The 24,687-nt window shown below is 55.0% G+C and carries 18 protein-coding genes; 9 read left to right on the forward strand and 9 right to left on the reverse strand.

Going from position 1 to position 24,687, the window contains the following annotated elements:
- Window positions 1-115 precede the first annotated feature (115 nt).
- Window positions 116-859 carry a hypothetical protein gene (locus tag AC6I8R_RS01920; protein WP_497831845.1) on the reverse strand — a complete coding sequence of 248 codons (744 nt, stop codon included), beginning with the start codon at window positions 857-859 and terminating at the stop codon, window positions 116-118.
- Between the two features lie 45 nt (window positions 860-904).
- Window positions 905-3,109: a polysaccharide biosynthesis tyrosine autokinase gene (locus AC6I8R_RS01925; protein WP_497831846.1), complete on the reverse strand. Its 2,205-nt coding sequence runs from the start codon at window positions 3,107-3,109 to the stop codon at window positions 905-907.
- A gap of 1,309 nt (window positions 3,110-4,418) precedes the next feature.
- On the opposite strand from AC6I8R_RS01925, the gene AC6I8R_RS01930 reads away from it, so the two are divergent.
- The gene (locus tag AC6I8R_RS01930; RefSeq protein ID WP_415173284.1) at window positions 4,419-5,951 is read left to right on the forward strand and encodes a methyl-accepting chemotaxis protein; all 1,533 of its coding nucleotides are present in this window, start codon (window positions 4,419-4,421) and stop codon (window positions 5,949-5,951) included.
- On the opposite strand, the gene AC6I8R_RS01935 is transcribed toward AC6I8R_RS01930, so the two are convergent.
- Window positions 5,948-6,907: an AraC family transcriptional regulator gene (locus AC6I8R_RS01935; RefSeq protein ID WP_021184130.1), complete on the reverse strand. Its 960-nt coding sequence runs from the start codon at window positions 6,905-6,907 to the stop codon at window positions 5,948-5,950. The genes AC6I8R_RS01930 and AC6I8R_RS01935 overlap by 4 nt on opposite strands.
- Before the next feature lie 103 nt (window positions 6,908-7,010).
- On the opposite strand from AC6I8R_RS01935, the gene AC6I8R_RS01940 reads away from it, so the two are divergent.
- From AC6I8R_RS01940 to yncE, 3 genes are all read left to right on the forward strand, one after another.
- Entirely contained in the window at window positions 7,011-8,198 is a 1,188-nt protein-coding gene (locus tag AC6I8R_RS01940) for an MFS transporter (protein WP_021184131.1), read from the forward strand.
- A 294-nt stretch (window positions 8,199-8,492) separates the two neighbouring features.
- On the forward strand, window positions 8,493-8,702 hold the full coding sequence (locus AC6I8R_RS01945) for a YdgH/BhsA/McbA family protein (protein ID WP_013507539.1): 210 nt from the start codon (window positions 8,493-8,495) through the stop codon (window positions 8,700-8,702).
- Window positions 8,703-8,912: 210 nt separating this feature from the next.
- The gene (yncE, locus tag AC6I8R_RS01950) at window positions 8,913-9,968 is read left to right on the forward strand and encodes a 7-bladed beta-propeller protein YncE (protein WP_415173283.1); all 1,056 of its coding nucleotides are present in this window, start codon (window positions 8,913-8,915) and stop codon (window positions 9,966-9,968) included.
- 74 nt (window positions 9,969-10,042) lie between these two features.
- On the opposite strand, the gene sbmA is transcribed toward yncE, so the two are convergent.
- Entirely contained in the window at window positions 10,043-11,284 is a 1,242-nt protein-coding gene (sbmA, locus tag AC6I8R_RS01955) for a peptide antibiotic transporter SbmA (RefSeq protein ID WP_021184133.1), read from the reverse strand.
- Window positions 11,285-11,579: 295 nt separating this feature from the next.
- On the opposite strand from sbmA, the gene AC6I8R_RS01960 reads away from it, so the two are divergent.
- From AC6I8R_RS01960 to AC6I8R_RS01970, 3 genes are read left to right on the forward strand one after another with little or no spacing between them, the layout of a single operon-like run.
- The gene (locus AC6I8R_RS01960) at window positions 11,580-12,314 is read left to right on the forward strand and encodes a gluconate 2-dehydrogenase subunit 3 family protein (RefSeq protein ID WP_036626341.1); all 735 of its coding nucleotides are present in this window, start codon (window positions 11,580-11,582) and stop codon (window positions 12,312-12,314) included.
- A gap of 2 nt (window positions 12,315-12,316) precedes the next feature.
- Complete coding sequence (locus tag AC6I8R_RS01965; RefSeq protein ID WP_208724641.1) at window positions 12,317-14,101, forward strand: GMC family oxidoreductase; 1,785 nt, start codon at window positions 12,317-12,319, stop codon at window positions 14,099-14,101.
- Between the two features lie 11 nt (window positions 14,102-14,112).
- A complete protein-coding gene (locus AC6I8R_RS01970; protein WP_497831847.1) occupies window positions 14,113-15,432 on the forward strand; it encodes a c-type cytochrome in 1,320 nt (439 codons plus the stop codon).
- 652 nt (window positions 15,433-16,084) lie between these two features.
- Here the strand turns inward: AC6I8R_RS01970 and AC6I8R_RS01975 are convergent.
- From AC6I8R_RS01975 to AC6I8R_RS01990, 4 genes are all read right to left on the reverse strand, one after another.
- The gene (locus AC6I8R_RS01975; RefSeq protein ID WP_021184138.1) at window positions 16,085-17,494 is read right to left on the reverse strand and encodes an MFS transporter; all 1,410 of its coding nucleotides are present in this window, start codon (window positions 17,492-17,494) and stop codon (window positions 16,085-16,087) included.
- 199 nt (window positions 17,495-17,693) lie between these two features.
- Window positions 17,694-19,214 (reverse strand): p-aminobenzoyl-glutamate transporter, encoded by a 1,521-nt coding sequence (abgT, locus tag AC6I8R_RS01980; RefSeq protein ID WP_021184139.1) that lies wholly within the window; start codon window positions 19,212-19,214, stop codon window positions 17,694-17,696.
- Between the two features lie 92 nt (window positions 19,215-19,306).
- The gene (locus AC6I8R_RS01985; protein ID WP_415173281.1) at window positions 19,307-20,752 is read right to left on the reverse strand and encodes a M20 family metallopeptidase; all 1,446 of its coding nucleotides are present in this window, start codon (window positions 20,750-20,752) and stop codon (window positions 19,307-19,309) included.
- The gene (locus tag AC6I8R_RS01990) at window positions 20,749-22,062 is read right to left on the reverse strand and encodes an amidohydrolase (RefSeq protein ID WP_497831848.1); all 1,314 of its coding nucleotides are present in this window, start codon (window positions 22,060-22,062) and stop codon (window positions 20,749-20,751) included. The genes AC6I8R_RS01985 and AC6I8R_RS01990 overlap by 4 nt, the downstream gene beginning before the upstream one ends.
- 116 nt (window positions 22,063-22,178) lie before the next feature.
- Between AC6I8R_RS01990 and AC6I8R_RS01995 the strand changes: the two genes are divergently transcribed.
- The gene (locus AC6I8R_RS01995; RefSeq protein ID WP_013507549.1) at window positions 22,179-23,081 is read left to right on the forward strand and encodes a LysR family transcriptional regulator; all 903 of its coding nucleotides are present in this window, start codon (window positions 22,179-22,181) and stop codon (window positions 23,079-23,081) included.
- A 78-nt stretch (window positions 23,082-23,159) separates the two neighbouring features.
- Complete coding sequence (gene yjdN, locus AC6I8R_RS02000) at window positions 23,160-23,585, forward strand: VOC family metalloprotein YjdN (protein ID WP_021184142.1); 426 nt, start codon at window positions 23,160-23,162, stop codon at window positions 23,583-23,585.
- A 109-nt stretch (window positions 23,586-23,694) separates the two neighbouring features.
- Here yjdN and AC6I8R_RS02005 read toward each other — a convergent pair whose 3' ends face one another.
- Window positions 23,695-24,561: a nucleoside-specific channel-forming protein Tsx gene (locus AC6I8R_RS02005; protein ID WP_036626344.1), complete on the reverse strand. Its 867-nt coding sequence runs from the start codon at window positions 24,559-24,561 to the stop codon at window positions 23,695-23,697.
- Between the last annotated feature and the right edge of the window lie 126 nt (window positions 24,562-24,687).

Here is a 24,687-nt window from a genome sequence, read left to right on the forward strand (position 1 = left end):
CTCAGATTGAATGTGTATGCGCTGCTGTAAAGTAGTCATATAAAATAAATCCAAAAAATTAAAAATGTCCCGGAAAATATCCTGTCATAAGTGTTATTATTTTCTTTCATTCATATTAATAGCGAAAACGACTCATTTTTACCGATAAGAAACTATCGCGCAGTTTGTCCAGCGCGCGCCATTTACTGGTTATCTCTTGCGACTGCACCAGGGCATAATTAAGTGAGTTAACAACCTGTATGGCGATATTGATCTTCTCCGTTTTCAACAAGTCGAGTCGACTAAAAAAGCCAGTATCACAACCGTTTAATGCAAACTGGCTGTCGAATACGCCCATATTTCTTGCTGAAAATTTCTCGATTAATGAGCGATAGATCACCAGGCCTAACCCCAATGATTTAACCGTGCTCTCGGTGTTGATGTTGAAACCGTCGGCGGCTTTACACACCGCTTCATTGATAATTGGATAATAAACCCGGCCATCGACACGCCCCCGAATACTCGGGATTTGTAAGTCCACACCTTGCTTATGGTAGCGATCCAGACGTTTTATATATTCTTTGTTCAGAACACTGTCATCATCGCAAAAGATAAAGCGGTCATAGCTTGCATTTTTGCTGATAACATTATTGCAGACTTCGCCCAATGGCAGATCACCAATTGACTCTTTGATGTCGATATTATTGACGCAAAAGCCCAGGGTATGAATGAAGTCTTTATCAAATCGCAGCGGATTCGGTCCCCGATTGATGATCAGGAGATCGGTATCAGCACAGGATTTATTCATCATGCCATTAAGAACGCGTGAGTCTTTATAATTTTTACCGCTTAAAATTACAACGAAGATTGTTTTACGCATAGGAAAACCTTTAACCATTGAGTTTAGCGTTTAAAAACACCCTGGTTACACAGAGGGCATTTTCATTGACTCAGTCTTGTTATCCTTTTTTTCATCTGCATAGGCGTAATTATATTGACTATATCCATAGACATAATAATTGCTTGCCTTATTGAGCACGCTATTAAGAATGCATCCTTTGATTTCCACCCCCACATGTTCGAAGCGTTTGATACTGACCTGCACTTCTTTGATGGTGTTGACCTCAAATCGCGCAACCAGCATGGACGTGCCTGCATAGCGTCCAATGATTGCGGCATCGGTGACTGCCAGAATCGGCGCAGTATCAACAATCACCAGATCATAATTATTCGATGCCCAGGTTAATAAAGCTTCAAATCTCTTATGCGAGAGCAATTCTGCCGGGTTCGGAGGAATGCTTCCGTGTGATATAAAATCGAAGCCAACACCAGGGACTTTCTTATCTAAGTCAACCACGTTGACCTGACCAGATATAATGTCTGACAACCCTTTATTCCCACGATGATTAAACAGCTTATGGGCATAGCCTTTACGCATATCGGCGTCAATAAATAACACCCTCTGACCTGACTGAGCGACCACCGCCGCTAAGTTGCTGGCAATAAATGTCTTACCGACGTTTTGCGTGGCGCCAGAGATCATTAACACGTTGTTTCTGGCTTGCAGCATCGCAAAGTAAAGGCTGGTGCGCAGACTGCGCAATGCCTCAATCGCCAGGTCAGCAGGGTTTTCAATTGCCAGGAACTTGATCCCCACAACCGACTTTTTGCTACCGAAGCGTTTCACGCCTTGATTCTGCTTATTCAACCATTCGGACACCGGCACATTGGCATACACACTCACCCCGATGTGCTCCAGTTGCTCAGCTGATGCAATTGTCCGACGCAATAACATCTTCCCGGCAACCAGTATCAGCGAGAAAATAAATCCGGCGACCAGGGCCGTCACCACCATATTTGTTCTTTGCGGCAGAACAGGTGACGGCTGCGTTACCGCGGTGTCAATAATATGCACATTGCCGATGATGCTGGATCTCGCCACGCCCAGCTCTTGCTGACGGGTAAGTAGCTGCATGTAAATAGCACGTCCGGAGTCCACATCGCGGCTCAGACGTTCAACTTGCTGCTGGGTGGCCGGCATCGTGGAAATACGCTTGTTCAGATCGTCGCGCTCCTGTAATAACGTCTGGCGCTTGTCCAGCAACGTTTTATAGGTCGGGTGATCTTTGGTATATAACTGTGAAATTTCAGATTCACGAAACGTCAGTTCATTCAGCTGACTATCCACATTCACCACTTGATCAAGCACGGCTTTCGCCTCAAGAGACAAATCCACCGAGTCTACCTGACGACGGTAAAGGTTCATTTTGTCTTCTGCTGCATCGAGATTACTGCGTACCTGTGGTAATTGCTGATGCAGAAAATCGAGACTGTTAGTATCCTCAGCCCGTTGCCGGGCAACGTTCTGTTCTAAATAGTTCTCGCTGATTACATTCAGGATCGATGCGGCTCTGGCTTTGTCATCACTGCTCAATGTCAGCAGCAGGATCCCGGTTTTCTTGCCCTGATCCTCGACATCAAAGTTATCCAGCAGACTGGCAATAGCCGCCTGGCGTGAAATATATTTCACGGTGAATTTCGTCCCCGGTTGGGCATGCATGCTATCGACATTCAGTAACATGCCATCGCGGGTGATCGGGCTACCGACGTTGCCATAGAACTGGACATTGCCGTTCTCGACAAGGAAACGCTCGTTATCCACAACGGTTAAGGTAATGCGCGGCGGGGTTTCATCTGTACGTGGCAGATACAACTGACTGATGCTGAGTTTTCCCGGCACCTCTCCCGTCAACCTTGCCCATCCACGGCCAAACAGCGGAAAATATTGCTGGCTAATGACAGCCTGTAAGTTCAAATCATTAACGGTCTTGCCGAGGATCATGCGCGATTGCAGCAATGCGATCTCGGGCGCGGAGACGGGCTCGGTATCCGGCAGCATTGGGCTGATGTTATTCAGCAACGCATTCCCCTGCTTTTGCTCAATCTGAATCATCGCATTCGCCTGATAAACCGGCGTGACGAACAGTGCATAAACAATCGCAAACAGGGTAACGACACTGGTCACCGCGATAATCAATTTACGATGATCCAGCAGCCCACCGTAAATGCGCCCCAAATCGATCTCTTCTGATTTGGCGGTGACGATTTTATGTTTAATAGTGGTTGTCATGCCATGATTCCCGTGAAATCCACCAGTGAGCCTTGCAGCCCAACAATTACCGGCCTGAGCAATAAATTGATAAACAGCATCAAAAGCTCCGCGATAGCAGTACATCATTACTGCCAGTACGGTATGGATATTTTCAATTTCGTCTTATCTGCCAGTGGTACGTCCCTGTTGGAGAACCATGCTGTTGTTGCAGTGGTTAAATAAATAAATTTTAATTGCTCGCTTATTCTCTATTTATTAATGGCCCTGAATGGCGCTCAGCGAACAGAATGTAATTTAATAATAATCCCTTAATATCCATCATGTTACATAAAAGTGGCATCTGTAGTGTGTCTGTAGCCATAAATTGATAACTTAACGTAAAAATGTGATGCATCGTTATTATTTTTTTGATGAATGTAAATCTTAATTTGGTCTTTAGGCAGTTAAAAAACAACTGCTGTCCGGGTGAATTTCTTACAAGAAAACATCTTTGTCATGCTTAGTAATATCTTCCAATTGGGGGCAAAGGAATATAGCTAATTTCCTAAAATGCGCGTGACTTAGATTGAATGACAATCTCATCTAAGATTTTGGCTATTCATTTTAGATTGGCATATTATTTCTGCTAAAGAATAAAAATATTACCAGGCGATATAGTTAAATTAATAAGCTGCCGTTTTTATTGAGATGATTTTTGTCCTGCGTGAATGGTCTTAGGATTTTAGCCATTTAGTTGGAAGGCATTAAAAGCATTTTCCCACGTCCGTATTGCACTCAGCACGGCGGTTTCGTGTATCGGGACTTCAGTAATTATCTTATAGAAATTGTGATGCAGAGGTGTTAGGGCGTGTGTTAACAGGAACTTAAAGCCAGATTTGGTAGAGGCCAGATAACATGACCAGCCATAACCAGTGATCTGAACCTGAATGATTAACCTGACGACTGAGTCTGTTTATCGGGCTCAGGAGTATTCGCTATACCTGGCTGGACCGGAAAATAATGTTTTTTACCGGGAGCAGAAAAACATAAAGGGGAGTGGCACTGGAACTACGCGATTAATCGTCCGTCTTTCTGGCGGGGGTGGCTGTCGATATCAGCGCGCGGTCAGGAGGATAAGCTGACTTTCATGGTAAAACATTGATTTTATTTACTCTAAATAAAATTTTATTGATTTACCCCTCTGTTAAAGCGCACCGCAGCGCTTCTCCCTCGTGGGATCTGGCTCTAAAATTATAAAGCCACGCTAAAGTAAGGACCATTGCCTGCCGAAAATATAAAAAAGCGTTATCAATACTTCACCCTCTGCGGGCCTTGCAAGGACTGACTCATGCGTAACAACCAGCCCATTACTCAGCACGAATACGTTTTCGACGATCATGCCACATTGATGTCCACCACCGATCTCAACAGCTATATCACCTACGCCAACGACGCTTTTATTGAAGTCAGCGGGTTTAGCCCGGAAGAGGTCAATGGTCAGCCACATAATATGGTGCGCCACCCGGATATGCCGCCGGAGGCCTTTGCGGATATGTGGGCAACGTTGAAGCAGGGAGAACCCTGGACTGCGCTGGTGAAAAACCGCCGCAAAAATGGCGATCATTATTGGGTGCGTGCCAATGCCATTCCGGTGGTGCGTGAGGGGCAGGTTCAGGGGTATATGTCGGTACGTACCAAACCGACATCCGAGGAGATCCGCCAGACAGAGGCGCTGTATCGTGATTTCCGCGAAGGGCGTGCCAAAGGGCGGCGCTTCCATAAGGGCTTGATTGTGGGCCGGTTCAGTGCGGTGCTGAAAACCCTGCCACTGCGCTGGCGGATTCGTTCCACCCTCGCGGCGTTGTTGCCGCTATCGGCGTTGAGTGTCTGGCTACTGGAGATGGCCCCGCTGGCCATCGGTTGTTTTACCGGCGGCATGTCAGTGTTGCTGCTGCTGGCTTGTTTGTGGCTGGAACAACAGATTTCCCGCCCGATAGAACGCATGTGCCGTCAGGCATTGAGCGTGGCGACCGGTGCCAGTCATAAAGTGGAGCAGATGGATCGGGTAGATGAAATCGGCGTCACGTTGCGTGCCATCGGCCAATTGGGGTTGATGTTCCGCTGGTTAGTGGATGATGTTAGCGGTCAGGCGATTAATGTACTGAGCGCCAGCGACGCTATTGCGCGCAGTAACGATGAATTGAGCCGTCGCACCGAACAGGCTGCGGCTAACGTGCAGCAAACTGCCGCCACCATGAATGAGATGACTGCGACGGTAAAAAGTAATACCGAGACTGCCAGCGAGGTGAATAACCTCTCCGTCAACACCAGCCAGTCGGCGGTGAAGGGCGGTCAGGTGGTACAGGAGATGGTGGGGATGATGGCTGAAATAGCGGACAGTTCGAAGCGTATTGCCAATATCACCAGCGTGATTGATAGCATTGCCTTCCAGACTAACATCCTTGCCCTGAACGCCGCAGTGGAAGCGGCTCGTGCCGGTGAACAGGGGAAAGGGTTTGCTGTGGTAGCCGGTGAGGTGCGTAATCTGGCACAGCGCAGTGCCACCGCAGCCAGTGAGATTAAAAATCTGGTGGAAACCAGCGCCAGCCGCGTGCAGTCGGGAAGTGCGCACGCCGATGCTGCCGGGCGCACCATGCAGGACATCGTCGAACAGGTGCAGCACGTTACCACGCTTATCGCGCAAATCAGTGCCGCCACCGCAGAGCAATCCACCGCGCTGAGTGAAGTGAGCGGGGCGGTAGAAGATCTTGACGATATTACCCATCAGAACGCAGCGCGGGTGCAGGAGGGGGCGGAAGCCTCGGGCCGTATGGCACGTCAGGCGAACCGCCTGGTGGAAGCGATTAGCGTGTTCCGTTAGACATCGGGCAGCATCTCCCGTCGGGCGCGCAAAGCGCCTGGCGGTTGTCCGACAATCCGTTTAAACGCCCGGCTGAAGGCCGCCAGCGAACCGTAACCCAGATGAAAAGCGACGCTTTCCATCGCCTCACCCTCGTTGACGATACGCTGCACCGCCAGCCGCATACGCAGTTCGGTGAGGTAGCGCAGGGGCGTCATTCCGGTCGCCGACTGAAAGCGTGCAGCAAACACCGAGCGTGAACTGCCGGATTCACGCGCCAGTCGTTCGACAGTCCAGTTTTCCCCCGGCGCACGATGCATGGCGGCCATCGCCAGGCTGAGACGCGGATCGCGCAACGCCTGCACCAGGCCGCTGCCCTTACCACAGCCATTCTCCACCCAACCACGCACAATCTGCGCCGCCACCACATCCGCCAGCCGGGACAAAATCCCGGCAAAACCCGCCTGGCGCTGGCGCGTTTCCCGCTCCATCGCGTCGAGAATGGGCTGGATTTCCGGGTATTGCGCCAACAGCGTGCTGACCAGCATCACATCCGGCATGGTGTGGACCAGCGGCTGCATGCCGCCCAACTCAAACGCCATGCAGGCACTGAACAGCACGACATCGGTGTTGTCCACGCACTCCCCTTCAGCGCCGTCAATGGCACACACGCTGGCGCAGATCGGTTTGCTGTTAAAGGTACTGATCGGTTCGCACTCTACCTCTTCGCTGGAGATCAGCGCATGCGGTCGGCCATGTGGGATCAACAAAGCGTCACCCGCCTGAAGGGGATAGATCGTCCCGGAGGCAGAACGGATCAACAGCGATCCACGCCCGACAAAATGCAGTTGCGCCCGACCCGGCGCGTCGTCATAACGCAGACCAAACGGGGCGTTAAGGGCGATACGTTGGTATTTGACGCCATACAGGCGCATGCCCATCAGCAGTTCGCTGGTCAGATCTTCATAGCGGCTCATACGATTCCAGACGAATTATCAAAAAACAAAGTTTTTGTATCATAGATCGTCTTGCTGTTGCTCACTATGCTCACATTTTAATTTTTTGTGATGGGGATCGCAGATGAGCCTGAATAGTGATGTCGTCGAACAGAGTTTGCCGGTAGAAAAACCGGCCTGGGGGGCGGTATTTGCCATGGCTTTTGGCGTATTCGGTCTGATTACCGCCGAATTTTTGCCGGTAAGCCTGCTCACGCCGATTGCCGATGCATTGCAGGTCAGCGAAGGGCAGGCCGGACAGACGGTGACGGTCACTGCGCTGGTGGCGCTGCTGACCAGCCTGGTCATCGGCAATATCACCCGCCGTCTCGATCGCCGGATGGTGATGCTGGCGTTTACCCTGCTGCTGATTGCCTCGGCGTTGCTGGTGGCGTTTGCTCAGGACCTTACCATGATCCTGCTGGCACGCGTGCTGTTGGGGATGGCGATTGGCGGCTTTTGGACGTTATCAACCGCCATCACCATGCGTCTGGTGCCAGGTGAACAGGTGCCGCGTGCATTGTCGATTGTGTTTAGCGGGATTTCACTGGCGACCATTATCGCGGCCCCGTTGGGTAGCTATCTGGGTGGGTTGATTGGCTGGCGTAATATCTTCCTGCTGACCGGAGCGTTGGGGGTACTGGCGCTGTTCTGGCAGTTCTTTACCCTGCCTGCTATGCCGCCGGAGAACAAGGCGCGTAGCGGTGGCGTGCTCGACCTGCTGCGTCGTAGCGTGATGCGCTGGGGCATGTTGGCGGTGATCATGATGTTTACCGGTCACTTCGCCTTCTTTACCTATCTGCGTCCGTTCCTCGAAAGCGCGGCCCAGCTCAACGTCAACCAACTGTCTCTGGTGTTGCTGGCGTTTGGCGTAGCAAACTTTTTTGGCACATCGCTGGCGGGTTATCTGGTGACGCGCAGCGTGTCGTTGACGTTGAGTGGCATGGCGCTGGTGATGAGTGTCACCGCGTTGGTGCTGGTGAGTTTTGGCGGCGTGTCCTGGCTGGTGGGGGCGGGTGTTGCGCTCTGGGGCCTGGCGTTTGGCTCGATGCCGACCGGCTGGTCCACCTGGATTTCACGCGCTGTGCCGGATGATGCCGAATCCGGGGGCGGATTACTGGTCGCCACCATCCAACTGGCGATTACCGTCGGTGCTGCCGCCGGTGGCTGGATGTTTGATTTACAGGGAGCTGGCGGCGTGTTCCTCTCCAGTGGCGTACTGATGCTGCTGGCGGCGATCACCATTTTCACCCGCGTGCGCCATCACGGTTAGGTAATGAAAACCACGCGATACATCGCGTCGCTACAAACTGCACCTGTCTGTAGCGGCACGATGTATCGCGCACGTTAACCTTTACCAATCGCAGCAATAAATCCTGCCTTTTAACTAAAAGGCAGATTATTAACACTCTGCATAAAAGCTAATCATATCGTGCTTTTTAAATTCAGTTTATTTGAATGATATCCGCAAATCTCTCCGCTTTTTGTTGATCAATTTCCCGCCTATTATATCTCTCAACAAGGCGATGATGCCTTACCTAATCAAACGTTGACCGAGGAATTGACCATGAAATCTATCAAAACTTTTGCTGCTGTTGTTGCCCTTTCTGTTCTGCCGTTCGCCAGCTTTGCTCAGAGCGTGACCGCTACCGCTTCTACTCTGGACGGTGCTGAAGCGAAAATCGCTGCTCAGGCACACGAAGCTGGTGCTTCATATAAAGTGACCGAAGCCAACTTCAACAACGGCGTGCACATGACCGCTGAACTGACCAAATAAGTCGGTTAACAATCTGTGCTGACAGGGCGCCTCCGGGCGCCCTGGCCGCGTTTAAGCAGATAAAATCCTGTCACTTTCCCTCGCAAATGATTACTATTCGCAAAAACTAATATCCTTCGTCGGCCCGCCTCGGGCTGCTTTTAACTATCTGGTTGCAATGTCGGGCTTTCATTCACTGCCGTGAGGCGGTGGTTTTGCTATGGAGAAGTCATGAAAGCGAATAAAACTGTGCAGTGGGTGCTGCGTCCACTGTTTCTGGCAACGGCTCTGTTCTCTGGCTCTGCTGCTCTGGCAGCTGATGCGCAGGAACTGAATCAGCCGATTTCTAAAGGTGCGTATGAACTGGCGTTCAGCAACAGCGATAACGCGCTGTTCCTCGCGACGTCACAAAATGCCACCAATGAAAAAGGCGGCACTGTCTATCGTCTCGACCCGCAGAATCTGGCGGTGAAGCAGACCATCGACACCGATCTGAAAGCCTTCGGTGCCACCATCAATACCAAAACCAATACCCTGTATATCGGTAATACCGTGAATGCGGCGGTGACGGCTATTGATGCCAGCACTGGCAAGGTGCTGAACACGTTGGTGCTGGATGCGCGCAAACGCAGTGAAGATGTGCGCCCGCTGCAACCGCGTGAGCTGGTGGCCGATGCGGCAACCGACCGCGTGTATATCACCGGCCTCGGACCGCAAAGCGTGGTATGGGTGGTGGATGGCAAAACCTTGCAGTTAGTCAGCACCGTGCCGAACACCGGCAAAATGGGGACCGGTCTGGCGCTGGATTCCGCTGCACAGAAACTCTACGTCACCAACGGTGATGGCGAGCTGGTCACCATCAATACCCGTCTGAATGCGATTGAAAAACGTCAGAAAATTGATGCGGAGAAGGATCACTTCTTCCTGAATATCGCGCTGGATACCAAAGGCCATCGCGCCTTCCTCAGCGACTCCAAACAGCCGCAGGTGCTGGTGCTGGATACCCGTACTCAGCAGGTCATCCACAAGATCGATGTACCGGAATCTCTGGCGGTGCTGTTTAACGCTGACCGTGACGAACTGTATGTGACGCACCGTAAAGCAGGTGAGATCAGCATCATCGACGCCAGCAGCTACAAGGTGAAACGCACCGTGAAAGCACCGGGCCTGCCGAACAGCCTGGCGCTGTCTGCCGACGGTAAAACGCTGTTTGTCAGCATCAAGCAGCCGGGTTCCCGTAAAGAGCCACCGAAAAATCCGGACAGCGTGCTGCGTATCACACTGTAATCAGAACCCGTAGCGGCGCGATTTCGTGCGCGATTCAGGAAAAATCCGCGCGATAAATCGCGCCGCTACGGATGTTATTCAGACTCCGCTGCTTCGCGCATCATCTCTTCGTGCGGGATATCCTGCAAAATCTGCTCAAAACTGCGCAGACGTTTGTAGATCGACATCAGCTCCACCAGCGTTGACCATGAGGTGATCAGATACTGGAAAGATGAACGTACCTGGTCAAACACGTTGGTGATTTGGTTGAGTAAACCGAGCGTGATGGTGCCCGCGACAATCGACGGAAACAGCAAAAACAGCCCGAACACATTATCCACCTGCAAGTAGAGAATGCGGGTAATGTTGAAGTACAGATAGTGGAAGTAGAGGCGGAAATAGTTGAAACGCACACGACTAAACAGCTCGGTTACGGTTGGCGGCGAGGCGCGCGAGGCGTCATCTTCGCCGTAGACCAGTTCCTTACGATAGGCGGCTTCCACCCGTTGGTTACGGAACTCCAGACCTGGCAGCTTAATCCCCACCAGTGCCAGCAGGCCGGTGCCGAAAATTGACCACAACACGGCGGCGATCACCAGCGCATAAGGGATATTGCCCAACAGCGGAATATCTTTCACATGATGTGACAGGGCGATCAGCACCGGCAGGAAGGCAATCAGCGTCATAATCGCCTGAATAAAACTCACCCCCCAGTCTTCCAGTGTGCTGGCGAAGCGCATGGTATCTTCCTGCACACGCTGTGCGGCACCTTCTACATGACGCAGGCGCTGCCAGTTGTGCATGTAGTAGTTGTTCATCGCGGTACGCCAGCGGAACACCCAGTGGCTGATAAAGAATGAGTTCATCACGCCAATCACCACGGCGATTAACGCAATGCCTAAAAAGGCGATAACCTGCTGGTAAAACTCACCGATCTGCACCGATCCCGCTTTAGTTAACGCTTTCTGGATCAAATCGTAAAACGGACCGTACCAGGCATTCACCGCCACGCCGACCTGTACGCCAAACCAGGTGACAAAGATGATCAGCGCGGAACCCCACACCGACCAGCGTTGCCACGGGTGGTTATCGACGATGCGCCAGGCAATGGCAAACAGCGCCACCACCAGCCAGTAATAGCCGTAAAACCACAGTTGGCTGGCGGCGATAAAACGCAACGCATTATCGGGCAAAGGTTTACTCATCGCTGCGGCGATGTTGGGCCACATTGCCGGTAAATCGCTGGCGAAGCCAAACCAGGCAAAAATCGCCATCAAACTCCAGATGGCAGCCGAGCTGAAAAACAGCGCTGGCCGGGGAAAATAGGACTTAAACATAGACACTCCGCTGTGATCAGATCCCTTTATACCGTTTTGGGGACTTAACTGTCTGTAGGCTGTTGTATCAGACAATGACAATGTCGCGCCTGCGGTGTAAAGCAGCTGCGCAAAATGTTAATTAATTTGTGCGAATTTGTTTCCTTCCGCTAAATCTTTGTCAGCATCGGTGTTACACTGCGCGCAATGTTACCGGTAACGGTGGCGCTGTATCCTTAAGCCCGCACATAAAAATCATTACAACGCAATTAGTTAACCTTTCATGCCACATTATATGCGGCACTGAGGCAATGTCATGTCAGAACACAAAAATGGTCACACGCGCAGGGACTTTCTGCTGAGAACCATCACTCTGGCGCCAGCAATGGCGGTTGGAACCACAGCGATGGGCGCACTGGTTGCGCCAATGGCTGCCGGTGCAGCAGAGCAACAGGGTGCGCCGCAAAAAGCGCGCGATTATCAGCCCACCTGGTTCACCGCCGAAGAGTTCGCGTTGATTACCGCCGCAGTGGCGCGGCTGATCCCCAACGATGAACGGGGTCCAGGCGCGCTGGAAGCCGGGGTGCCGGAGTTTATCGATCGCCAGATGAACACCCCGTACGCCACCGGCAGCAACTGGTATATGCAGGGGCCGTTCAACCCCGATCTGCCAAAAGAGCTGGGTTATCAGCTCTCGCTGGTGCCGCAGCAGATCTACCGTCTCGGTCTGGCGGAAGCCGATAACTGGAGCAAACAGCAGCACGGCAAAGTGTTTGCTGAGCTGAGCGGTGAGCAGCAGGACGCGCTGCTGAGTGACTTCGAAAGCGGCAAAGCGGCGTTCACGCAGCTTCCGGCCAAAACCTTCTTCTCCTTCCTGTTGCAGAACACCCGCGAGGGTTACTTCAGCGATCCCATCCACGGTGGTAATCAGGGCATGGTGGGCTGGCAGCTGATCGGCTTCCCGGGTGCCCGTGCTGACTATATGGATTGGGTGGAACGCGGTGAACGTTATCCGTTCCCGTCGGTGGATATTCGCGGGGAGAGGGCGTAAGCGTGGCAAATGAACTGAAGAAAGTGGATGCGGTGGTGGTGGGTTTTGGCTGGGCCGGTGCGATCATGGCGAAAGAGCTGACCGAAGCCGGATTGAACGTGGTAGCGCTGGAGCGTGGCCCACACCGCGACACCTATCCGGATGGCGCGTATCCGCAATCCATTGATGAACTGACCTATAACATCCGTAAAAAGCTGTTCCAGGATCTGTCGAAAAGCACCGTCACCATTCGTCACGATGCCTCACAAACGGCGGTGCCGTATCGCCAACTGGCGGCGTTCCTGCCGGGCACCGGTACCGGCGGCGCTGGCCTGCACTGGTCCGGCGTGCATTTCCGTGTCGATCCGGTCGAGTTGAATCTGCGCAGCCATTACGAAGCGCGTTACGGTAAAAAATTCATTCCGGAAGGCATGACGATTCAGGACTTCGGCGTCAGCTACAACGAGCTGGAACCGTTCTTCGATCAGGCCGAGAAGGTGTTTGGCACGTCCGGCAGCGCCTGGACCATCAAAGGTAAGCTGGTGGGTAAAGAGAAAGGTGGCAACCCATACGCGCCCGATCGTTCCAGCGACTTCCCGTTACCGGCGCAGAAGCGTACTTACTCCGCACAGTTGTTTGCTCAGGCGGCAGAAGCGGTGGGATATCACCCCTATGATATGCCGTCGGCCAACACTTCTGGCCCGTACACCAACACCTACGGCGCGCAAATGGGGCCGTGTAACTTCTGCGGTTATTGCAGCGGCTATGCCTGTTACATGTACTCCAAGGCTTCGCCCAACGTGAACATCTTGCCTGCGCTGCGTCAGGAGCCGAAGTTTGAGCTGCGCAACAACGCTTACGTGCTGCGCGTCAATCTGACCGACGACAAAAAACGCGCCACCGGCGTGACATACCTCGATGGTCAGGGACGTGAAGTGGTGCAACCCGCTGATCTGGTGATCCTGTCGGCGTTCCAGTTCCATAACGTGCATCTGATGCTGCTGTCCGGTATCGGCCAGCCGTACAACCCCATCACCAACGAAGGCACGGTAGGCCGTAACTTTGCTTATCAGAACATCTCGACGCTGAAAGCGCTGTTCGACAAGAACACCACCACCAACCCGTTTATCGGTGCCGGTGGCGCAGGGGTGGCGGTGGATGATTTCAACGCCGACAACTTCGACCACGGTCCGTATGGTTTCGTTGGCGGTTCGCCGTTCTGGGTTAACCAGGCGGGCACCAAACCGATTTCGGGTCTGCCGACGCCGCAAGGCACTCCGACCTGGGGCAGCAAGTGGAAAGCGGCGGTGGCGGATACCTATAACCATCACATCTCGATGGATGCCCACGGTGCGCACCAGTCGTATCGCGCCAACTACCTCGATCTCGATCCTAACTACAAAGATGCCTACGGCCAGCCGTTGCTGCGTATGACCTTTGACTGGCAGGACAACGACATCAAGATGGCGCAGTTTATGATCGGCAAAATGCGCAAAATCACCGAAGCGATGAACCCGAAGATGATCATCGGCGGCGCGAAAGGGCCGGGTAGCCACTTTGACACCACCGTGTATCAGACCACGCACATGAGCGGCGGCGCGATCATGGGTGAAGATCCGAAAACCAGCGCAGTGAACCGTTATTTGCAGAGCTGGGATGTGCCGAACGTCTTTGTCCCGGGCGCGTCTGCGTTCCCGCAGGGACTGGGGTACAACCCAACCGGTATGGTGGCAGCGTTGACTTACTGGTCAGCTAAAGCCATCCGTGAACAGTATCTGAAAAACCCCGGTCCACTGGTGCAGGCATAAGGAATTCATTGATGTTCAAAAACATTTTGGCCCTGGTGCTGGGCACGCTGTCGTTCGCCGCGCTGGCGGATGATCAGGCAAATGATGCCCTGGTGAAACGGGGTGAATATCTGGCGCGTGCCGGGGACTGCGTGGCTTGTCACAGCGTGAAAGGTGGCCAGCCTTTTGCCGGTGGTCTGCCGATGGCGACCCCGATTGGCACCATTTACTCCACCAATATTACCCCGGATAAAACCAGCGGGATTGGTGACTACAGCTATGACGATTTCCAGAAAGCGGTGCGTCATGGTGTGGCGAAAAACGGTGACACGTTGTATCCGGCGATGCCGTATCCGTCTTACGCGGTGGTGAGCGATGAAGATATGCAGGCGCTCTATGCCTACTTTATGCACGGTGTGGCACCGGTCGCACAGGCCAATAAAGACAGTGACATTCCGTGGCCACTGTCGATGCGTTGGCCACTGGCTATCTGGCGTGGCATGTTTGCGCCGGATGTGAAAGCGTTCCAGCCTGCCGCGCAGGAAGATCCGCAGCTGGCGCGTGGGCGTTATCTGGTGGAAGGATTGGGTCACTGTGGTGCCTGCCATACGCCGCGTAGCATCACCATGCAGGAGAAGGCGCTGAGTAACGATGATGCCCACGATTATCTCTCCGGCAGCAGCGCACCGATTGACGGCTGGACGGCCAGCAACCTGCGTGGTGACAATCGCGACGGTTTAGGCCGCTGGAGCGAGGACGACCTGCGTCAGTTCCTGCGCTATGGTCGCAACGATCACACTGCGGCTTTTGGCGGCATGACCGATGTGGTTGAGCACAGCTTGCAATATCTGAGCGATGAGGATATCGCGGCGATTGCCCGTTACCTGAAGTCGCTGGGGGCGAAAGATGCCAACCAGGCGGTGTTTAAGCAGGATGACACCGTCGCGCAGGCGTTGTGGAAAGGGGATGACAGCCAGCCTGGCGCGTCGGTGTATGTCGATAGCTGTGCGGCCTGCCATAAAACGGACGGTAGCGGCTATCAACGCTTCTTCCCGGCGCTGCGTGGCAACCCGGTGGTATTGGCGCAAGATCCCACTTCGCTGATCCATATCGTGCTGACGGGCGGAACGCTGCCGGGCGTGCAGGGTGCGCCAACGGCGATCACCATGCCGGCCTTCGGCTGGCGTCTCAACGACCAACAGGTGGCGGATGTGGTGAACTTTATTCGCGGCAGTTGGGGGAATGGTGCCAAAGCCACGGTGACGGCGAAGGATGTGGCGTCGTTACGGAAGGATGAGGCTGTGCAGGCCCATCAGGGTAATGCGGATATTAAGGTGCTGGAGCAGCAGTAGCAGCGAAGGTGCTGATTTCGTTCGCCATAGGCACCGGCAGTTGCAGCTCGCCGGTGCGGCGACCGAGCAAAGGGTGCCTGGCCGCACCCTTTGCAATCCCGGGCCTCGCGCCAGCCTCTTTTTTGCGCGATAAATCGCGCCGCTACCACTCAACGCCGCCTTTCGCCGCATCCATGCGGCTCATCCAGGCGGCATTCATTCGCTCAGCGAGTCCGGATGGCGTCCCACCCTCGCTGCACGCCTTTTACTTCTCTGTAAAATCATCACTGCTGTCTGCGCGATAAATCGCGCCGCTACGTTACGTGCGGTTATTTGTAGCGGCGCGATTTATCGCGCAATGAAGAGAGCACTTGGCTTACAGGCGGTGAGGTGGGCGGCATCCGCAGCGCCGAGCGCAGAGGGAAGGCCAGGGCGAGCCGCATGGATGCGGCGAGAGAGCGGAATGAGCCAGGGATGGCGAATCCGCGCGGTCCGGGTGGCCTGAGTGATAAGCGAGGGGACAGCGCGATGCGCTGCGCGAGGACGGCGCAGGGCGCGGATTGTTAAGGCCCGCGCCTTCGGGCCTTAACCCGTCCGCCTGCACGTTACAACTGAAACTCCCTAATGCCTGGCGGGCGGAACCTTCTCGGTGTCAGCCCGCTGCTGCCAGCGATTAAATATTCTCCAAATCAATCCCACGCGTCTTCGGACCGTAAATCCCCACCGACAGCATCACCATCAACATACTCAACACGATAAAGGCAATCACCCCTTCGCTTCCGGCATATTGCAGAATCATGCCAATCAGAATGCTACTGAATGCGGTTGACAGGCGGCTGAAGGAGTAGCAAAAACCCACCGCGCGGGCGCGAATGTGCGTCGGGAAAATCTCAGTTTGATAAGCGTGGTAACTGAAGGTCAGCCAGGCGTTGCTGTAGGTAATCAGGAAGCCACAGATAATCATCAACACCGGGTTGGTCATAAAGGCGAACAGGGTACCGAACACCACCGTCATCAACGACGACAGAACAATCTGCCACTTGTTCTCCAGCTTATCGGCGTAGCGGCTGCAAATCAGCGAACCCAGCGGGTACGCCAGGGTAATGAAAAACGCATACAACAGGCTGTGCGTCACCGTGGCTCCTTTGCCGGACAGCAGCGCTGGCAGCCAGTTGCCAAAGCCAAAGAAACCAATCGCCTGGAAGAAGTTCATCACCACCAGCATCAGGGTGCGCTTACGATACGCCGGCGCCCAAATCTCACTGAAACGGCCTTTCTTCGGCAGTTGCGCCGCCGCATCGCTGTCGGAAAAGTCTTCTCCCGGCGCAATGCCGCAGCGTTGTTCCATTGCACTCAGGACGCGATGCGCTTCCTGATGCCGTCCCTGTTGTGCCAGCCAGCGCGCTGATTCCGGCAGGTTCTTACGAATAAACCAGATCACCAGCGAGCAGAGCGCGCCAGCAATCACCACCCAACGCCAGCCTTCCAGACCGAGAATGGTTTGCGGCACCAGCCACCACGACATCAGCGCCACCGCCGGAACCGAAAGAAACTGAATAAAGAACGAGAAGGCGAAAGCGCGGCTACGCAGCTGGGTCGGCACCCACTCGGAAAGATAGGTATCGATGGTCACCAGCTCAATGCCGAGGCCAATCCCCACCAGAAAGCGGCACAGGATAATCATCTCGGCGCTCTGCTGGAACGCCATCAGCAGCGAAAATGCACCGTACCATGCCAGTGCACACATAAAGGTCAGGCGGCGGCCAAAGCGGTCTGCGTAGGGCGCGAGCAGGCTGGCACCAACAAACAGGCCAAGGAACGTGGCCGAGGCAAAAGCGGCCTGATCGGCAATACCGAACACGCCCGCGCTACCGGTGTGGAACACGCCCGCCGCCAGTAGCCCGGAGCTGATATAGCCGGTTTCGAACAGATCGTAGAGTTCAAAGAAGCCGCCCAGTGCCAGCAGCGTAATAAAACGCCACAGGCCAGCGGAAGAGGGGAGCGCATCAATGCGTCCAGCTAAGGTGCGGCGATCCGCAGCGATAAAATCGCCAGCCATCCCTGTGGTGCAGGCTGTTGTCATTTTTGTGTGAACCTCGGTATGACGGTGTTTACAAAACTCGCGAACGGCGGAGATTGGTTTTAAAAATAATTAACCGTTAGCAAGCGAAGGAATAGCAGAATAATCAATTACGCACAGGTTGCCGAGAGGTGAGGCGGTGAGATTTTAGCAACGTACGTTGCAAATCACGTAAGTGTGATCGCCGTCCCTGGCGATGCGATTAATGCAGGCTGGGATAGACGCCCGGACCGATCGGTAAACCGAGTGCGTACCAGACCACCAGCAACACAATCCAGGTGGCGAAGAACACCAGCGGATAGGGGAAGATCAGCACATAATAGGTGCCAAGTTGCGCATCTTTCTGGTAGCGCTGGAGGAAACCCAGGAACAGCGGCAGGAACGGTGACATCGGGGCCAGCGGCAGCACTGCTGAGTCAGCGATACGGAAAATCATCTGCGCAAAGGCCGGGTGGAAGCCGAGCAGCATAAACATCGGCACAAACACCGGGGCGAGAATCGACCAGATGGCGGAACCGCTGGCGATAAACATACACAGGAACGCCGACAGGAACATCAGGCCAAGAAACGCCGGTGCGCCGCTGATTCCGGCACTTTCCAGCATATCCGTCAGGCCAATCGCCATAAACTTACCCATGTTGCTCCAGTTGAAGAAGGCGACGAACTGCGACAGCGGAAACACCATCACAATAAAGCCCGCCATACTCTTCATCGGATCAACCAGCAATTGCGGAATATCATCCGCGCGGCGGATCTGTTTGGTCACCGCGCCATAGGCAATCGCCACCACAAAGAAGAACAGGATGATGATCGGCACGATGCCCTGAATAAACGGCGACGGGATAATGCCGCCGGTTTTCGGGTTACGCAGTGGCGCGTGTTCCGGCACCACCAGCAGCGCCATCAGCGCGATAAACACCAGCGCGGCGATACCTGCGGCTCGCAGGCCGCGGTTTTCCAGTGCGGTTAGTGGCGGCAGACGATCCTGGTGGCCACCGTTCCAGGCGGGCAGACGCGGCTCGATAAACTTGTCGGTCAGCACCGCTCCGGCAATGGTCAGCACCACCACCGATGAAGCCATAAAGAACCAGTTATCGATCACGCTGACGTGCACCGTGTCGCTCACCGCTTTGGCGGCCTCGGTGCTGATACCCGACAGCAGCACATCGGTGGTGACAATCAGCAGGTTAGCGGTAAACCCGGACGCCACACCGGCGATCGCCGCCAGCAAACCCGCTACCGGATGACGTCCCACGGCGAGGAAGATCAGCGCGCCGAGCGGCGGCATCACCACCAGCGCGGCATCGGAGGAGATGTGGCTGAAGAAGGCAATAAACAACACCATATAGCTGGCGTAGCGACGGCTAACGCGTGACGCCATCTTGACCATCAGCGATTGCAGCAGACCGACCTTTTCTGCCAGACCGGCACCAATCACCAATGCCAGAATCGAACCCAGCGGGGTAAAACTGCTGAAGTTCTTGATGATATTGGGCAGGATCCACTGCAATCCGGCTACGCTCAGCAGGTTATTGACCCGCACCAGCTCGCCGTTGGTCGGATTCTTCACCGCCAGATCCAGACCGCTGATGATGGCCGTCGCGACCATCAGCACCACAATCAAATAGACGAACAATAAAAAAGGGTTCGGTATTTTGTTACCGACCCGCTCAATCCAGCTAAACAGCTTCCCTGGGCTGCGATTCTCCGTGGTGACTTCCATCGGCATTTCCTCGTCTCGTTATGTTGTATTTGCGTAAAAATTTTATTGTTTTGGGTACGACTGCCCGCGCCTGCATGGGCGCGGGTTTATTATCAGGATGCCAGTTTTGACGGTTTTACCCCTGGCGGAATCGGGCATTGATAGGGTTGCTCGCTGCGTACGCGGATAAACTCGTCGCGGCAGCGTGCCAGAGCGGCATCATCGGTCAACAGGGTCAGCGCCGTGGCGGCCAGTACTTTTGCCGCCAGGCACATACCTTTGTGGGCGATAGCGGTGCGACCCTGCGCCACCAGTTGCCAGGTATGCAGCGGCGTACCGAAGGCAAAGCACGGCGCGAAGCACTGCGCGGTGGGTGTCACCCAACTGACATCGCCCACATCGGTGGAGCCATACAGCAGCTCACGCGTTACTGCATACGGGGCAACGTCATCCATCAGCACTTTGTCCCCCAGCGCCTCGCTCCAGGCAACTCCGGCTTCACCGCCGGTGCGTGCCGCGTTGAGCCGGGCGTTGCGCAGATCATCTTTGGTTAAGGTGGCGCGGATCTGCGTCGCAAAGGCCCGCTCATCGTCGTTGTAATCCGGCAGGCCAAACTGATGCAGATAACCCTCCATCACCGCTTCCAGCGCGCGGTTGGGAACGTAGTTAGAGCAGGCTTTATCAAAGCGCACCGTCATTTGTGTGTCGGTCATCAGCGCTGCGCCTTTGGCGATATTGATCACCCGCTGATAAATATCCTGAGCCTGGTCGAGTTGCGGCGCGCGAATCAGGTACAACACTTCGGCATCGGCCTGTACCACGTTGGGAGAGACGCCGCCGGTGTTGGTGACGGCATAATGGACGCGCGCTTCCTGCACGATATGTTCACGCAGAAAGTTCGCGCCGGTATTCATCAGCGTGACGGCGTCGAGGGCGCTGCGCCCCAGATGTGGCGAGTTGGCCGCGTGCGCTGCCACCCCTTTGAAGTGGAACGCCGCCTGGATATTGGCAAGGGTGCTGAGGTTAAACATGCCGCTGAAACCTTCCGGGTGCCAGGTCACTGCCGCATCAACATCGTCAAACAACCCTTCGCGCACCATATAGGTTTTGCCGGAGCCGCCTTCTTCGCCGGGGCAACCGTAAAAACGTAGCGTACCGCGCTGGCCGTGCTCTGCCCACCAGGCCTTGATGGCGAAGGCGGCCGCCAGACCTGCCGTACCTAACAGGTTGTGACCGCAACCGTGGCCGTTACCGTTCTCCACCAGCGGCTGCGGCTCAGCGCAGGCCGCTTTCTGGCTCAGACCGGCCAGGGCATCGAACTCACCCAGAATGGCGATCACCGGTTTACCGCTGCCGATGCTGGCGATAAACGCCGTTTCGATCCCCCCCACGCCGCGCTCGACGCTGAAGCCTTCCTGCTCCAGTGCATCGGCCAGTAACGCCGAGGATTGCGTCTCTTCAAAACGGGTTTCTGGCACATCCCAGATGGCGTCGCTGATGGCGCTGAAGCGCGCCTGATGTTGATTGATGTAGTGATCGATAAACTCAGGATGGCTCATGACTGGACTCCGAACTGTGCCCCGTTCAGTGCCAGCGTGGCGAGGGTTTGTACCGCCACCGCCATGATGCCTTCATCGAAATCGAACTTCGCGTTGTGGTGGCCTGCCGCCAGCTCGCAGCCGAAAATCACGTAGGATGCCTGACCGCCGCGCTGCTGCACGCGCTCCAGCATATAGGTGGCATCTTCGGAACCGGCGGCCTGCTTTTTGGTGTCGATGACCGAGTCGAACAGCCCCAGCGCTTCTGCCTGCTGGTGGATAAACGCGACCCACGGTTGGCTTGGGGTGCAGCTACGTGCGCCGCCCATCAGTTTGACGTCGGATTCAACGCCGTACATCGCTGCGGCACCGGCAATCACACGCAGCGCCTGCTGATAAATATCGTCGTTCACCTGGTTACTGACGCCGCGCGTCTCAACCTTCATCAGCGCGGTGTCGGCCACCACGTTGCGGCCGGTCCCAGCCTGCAACACGCCGACGTTAACACGCGCCACGCCGCCGCTGTGTTGCGGCAGGTTGTGCAGCGCCAGCGTGGCCTGCGCCGCGGCCAGCAGGGCGTTGCGTCCCTCTTCCGGGCGACCACCCGCATGGGCTCCCACCCCGGTGAATTGCACATCAAGTTTGGTGGTGGCGAGGAAGCTGTCGCTGCCGCAAACGATTTCGCCGGCAGGCACGCCGGTGCCGAGATGGATGGCGGTAAACAGATCCACATCGTCCACTACGCCCGCTGCCACCATCGCTTTTGCACCACGCACGCCCTCTTCGGCGGGCTGGAAAATCAGTTTGATGGTGCCGCTCAGTTGGTCTTTCATCGCCATCAACACGTTGGCGAGGCCAAGGCCGATGGTGGTATGACCGTCATGACCGCAGGCGTGCATCATGCCCGCATTGCAGGAGGCAAAGCCTTCGCGCTGCGGCAGATGATCGGCGGCGGTGCTTTCATTGAGGTCGAGCGCGTCCATATCGACGCGGAAGCCCATCACCGGGCCAGGGCGACCGGTTGCCAGGGTGGCAACAATGCCACAGAAGCCGCCGGAGAAATGGCTGAGCCACTGCGGCAGCGCCCCCTGCTCCAGGGCGCGCGCTTCCTGTGCCGCCAGCACTGCGGCTGAAGGCAGCCCCATACGCGCATCGGCATCCACCACTTCACGGCCCAGTTGCAGTTGATAACCAAGACGATGCAGCTCCTCGGCAACCAGGGTGGCGGTACGAAATTCCAGCCAGCCCGACTCAGCAAACTGATGCAGGTCGCGTCGCCAGCTTTGCATTTGTGGTACCAGGGCGCTGACGCGGTCGGAAAGGGTTTTCATCGGCATATCCTTTATGTTGGTTTTTTATGCATTGTCCCGAATCTACACAATGGTATTGGCGCGCATAAGATGCGAATATCTTGTGCCTGATAAACAACGGTTATCACCGAGTAACTATGCCTGCTAACTTAAAATTGCATCAGCTCCGCGCCTTTGTTGATGTGGCCCGCCAGGGCAGCATCCGCGCTGCCAGCCGTCTTTCAGGCGTATCGCAGCCTGCGCTGACTAAGTCGATCCAGGAACTGGAATTGGTACTCGGTGCGCGTTTATTTGAACGACGCCATCAGGGCGTTACCCTGACCGATATTGGTGATAACTTTTTTCGGCATGCCAGCCTGGTGCTGGAAGAACTGCGCGTCGCGCAGGAAGATATTCAGCAGCGACTGGGGCTGGCGGGCGGCAGGGTGAATATTGGCGTCGGCGGCAGCATCGCGCGTACCGTGATGCCGCAGGTGATCAATCATTTTCACCGCGAATATCCGCTGGTAAAGGTGCGTATCGTCGAAGGACAACTGGTGGCGATGGTACATGAGCTGCGCCAGGGGGAGCTGGATTTCACCATCAACACCTACGACCAAAGCCATCTCGATCAGGAACTGACCTACGAACGACTGATGGAGCGAGATTATCAGGTGGTGGTGCGCAAGGGGCATCCGATGGCTCATGCGCGCTCGCTGGCGGAGTTGCAGCATTGTGACTGGACCATGCCGACGCCGCAGGGCAGCTATTATCGGCTGCTGCACGATATGTTTGGCGAGCGCGGCATGGCACCGAAAATCGTCGTCACCTGCGAAACCTTTATGGCCTGCACCAGCCTGGTGGCAAAGACCGATTTCGTCAGCATTATCTCGCGAGATGTGATTGAAGACCCCACCCACGGCGGCCAGCTGGTGGCGCTGGAGCTGGATGATCCGTTACCCAAGGCAAACTTTTATCTGATTCAGCGTAAGGACACGGCGTTGACGCCGATGAGCGCCTATATGGCGCAGCTGTTCCGGCGCTATTGTCAACAAAGGTAAGAGTGCGGCCCGGCTCGCGTCCTGTTTGGCTGGCAGCCACTACACTTGGCATCGGGCGTTCACTCTGGAGAACCGACCATGCAAATTACCCCTTATTTGTTTTATGACGGCCGCTGCGAAGAGGCCATCGCATTCTACCTTGAGGCGACTGACGGCGAGTTGCTGTTTAAAATGACCTTTGGCGATATGCCGGAGACGGAATCCACAGAAGGTTGTCCTTCCGGGATGACCTTTCCGCCGGAACATATCATGCACGCGCACCTACGCATCGGGCAGGGCGAAATTATGTTGAGTGACGGGAATCGTGAGGCGCACTACAACGGCTTTGCGGTGAGTCTCTCCACGCCGGATGAAGTGCAGGGCAAGCGATGGTTTGATGCGTTGTCTGCCGGCGGGCAGGTGACAAAAAGCTGGGAGCCGACGTTCTGGGCGAATGGTTTTGGCATGTTCACCGATAAGTTCGGTGTGCCGTGGATGGTGAATGCTTACAAACCAAGAATTTAGTCACCGATGTTAACCCGTAGCGGCGCGATTTATCGCGCAATTCGGCGCTGTGCCGGAAAACATTGCGCGATAAATCGCGCCGCTACGGATGAAGGTGGCGTTAGCTAAGTTAGAAGTTATAACCCACAACCAGGTAGTAACCCCAGCCGGTTGATTTCACTTCAAACGGACCATTGCCGAAGTTCAGCTCCTGGCCATCAGCCCACTGTCCACCGTTGTGGAAATAACGTGCCACGGTAGAAACATGCCAGTGGTCGTAGTTCAGCGACAGAATGTGGCTGGATGCAATCGAGTTGCTGGTACGTGATGGACCGGTTTCGTCACGCAGATCGGAACCCCAGTCGAAGTTAGTGAAGCCGATATAGCTCAGCTTACCGCCCCACAGATCGGTAATCGGCACAAAGTATTTCACCTTGAAGCGATAGCCATCCCAGCTGTTTTCGTTGGCGGCACCGTAGTTCTGCCACTGGTATTTCGCGTACACGTTCAGCGACAGGCCCACATCGGAATGGGTGTCGATATCGGTGCCCAGACCCATATACCAGGTGTTCTGGCGCTGCGACGCGTTGCGGCCCATGTCGTAGATGTAGTTGTTGGCGAAGTACCACTCTTTAAACGGACCAAACGCCAGGCTGGTGCCGGTCAGCTTATCGATGGAGAAACGCGGCTCAATTTCCATGAACAGCGGCGAACCGTGGTCGAAAATACCGTTAGCGTTGCTGTTGCCCAGACCGAAGAAGTTGGTCAGGTCGGCGTAGCCGTAGAAATCAAACCAGTCCTTTTTGGCAAAGGCTTCGTATTCCAGATACACGTCGTTATTAAACTGTGGTCCGAAACGGGTGTGATAACTGCCCACCACGTTGACGCTCTGATGCCACCAGTCGGAAAGGTATTGCGGGTTGCTGTCTGCTGCTTGGGTCGCGCCGGTCCAGCTGCTGGCCAGTAAGGCCCCTGCTATCAATGCTTTATATTTCATTATCGTTAACCACATGCTCGTGATCGTCGCAAAAATGCGCGATCGGTGTCAGTCGATCCCAGGGGTGGGCGGTGAATTGTTTTAAGCCGGTCTGAGCCGCCGGTTTTTAAAGCTCGCGTAGGGTGC

This window comes from Pantoea sp. X-Soil-OKNW-713 (assembly GCF_059730685.1).

Coding starts and splice junctions, on each gene's coding strand:
- AC6I8R_RS01920 (WP_497831845.1), bottom strand. CDS start 859: ATGCGTAAAACAATCTTCGTTGTAATTTTAAGCGGTAAAAATTATAAA.
- AC6I8R_RS01925 (WP_497831846.1), bottom strand. CDS start 3,109: ATGACAACCACTATTAAACATAAAATCGTCACCGCCAAATCAGAAGAG.
- AC6I8R_RS01930 (WP_415173284.1), top strand. CDS start 4,419: ATGCGTAACAACCAGCCCATTACTCAGCACGAATACGTTTTCGACGAT.
- AC6I8R_RS01935 (WP_021184130.1), bottom strand. CDS start 6,907: ATGAGCCGCTATGAAGATCTGACCAGCGAACTGCTGATGGGCATGCGC.
- AC6I8R_RS01940 (WP_021184131.1), top strand. CDS start 7,011: ATGAGCCTGAATAGTGATGTCGTCGAACAGAGTTTGCCGGTAGAAAAA.
- AC6I8R_RS01945 (WP_013507539.1), top strand. CDS start 8,493: ATGAAATCTATCAAAACTTTTGCTGCTGTTGTTGCCCTTTCTGTTCTG.
- yncE (WP_415173283.1), top strand. CDS start 8,913: ATGAAAGCGAATAAAACTGTGCAGTGGGTGCTGCGTCCACTGTTTCTG.
- sbmA (WP_021184133.1), bottom strand. CDS start 11,284: ATGTTTAAGTCCTATTTTCCCCGGCCAGCGCTGTTTTTCAGCTCGGCT.
- AC6I8R_RS01960 (WP_036626341.1), top strand. CDS start 11,580: ATGTCAGAACACAAAAATGGTCACACGCGCAGGGACTTTCTGCTGAGA.
- AC6I8R_RS01970 (WP_497831847.1), top strand. CDS start 14,113: ATGTTCAAAAACATTTTGGCCCTGGTGCTGGGCACGCTGTCGTTCGCC.
- AC6I8R_RS01975 (WP_021184138.1), bottom strand. CDS start 17,494: ATGACAACAGCCTGCACCACAGGGATGGCTGGCGATTTTATCGCTGCG.
- abgT (WP_021184139.1), bottom strand. CDS start 19,214: ATGGAAGTCACCACGGAGAATCGCAGCCCAGGGAAGCTGTTTAGCTGG.
- AC6I8R_RS01985 (WP_415173281.1), bottom strand. CDS start 20,752: ATGAGCCATCCTGAGTTTATCGATCACTACATCAATCAACATCAGGCG.
- AC6I8R_RS01990 (WP_497831848.1), bottom strand. CDS start 22,062: ATGAAAACCCTTTCCGACCGCGTCAGCGCCCTGGTACCACAAATGCAA.
- AC6I8R_RS01995 (WP_013507549.1), top strand. CDS start 22,179: ATGCCTGCTAACTTAAAATTGCATCAGCTCCGCGCCTTTGTTGATGTG.
- yjdN (WP_021184142.1), top strand. CDS start 23,160: ATGCAAATTACCCCTTATTTGTTTTATGACGGCCGCTGCGAAGAGGCC.
- AC6I8R_RS02005 (WP_036626344.1), bottom strand. CDS start 24,561: ATGAAATATAAAGCATTGATAGCAGGGGCCTTACTGGCCAGCAGCTGG.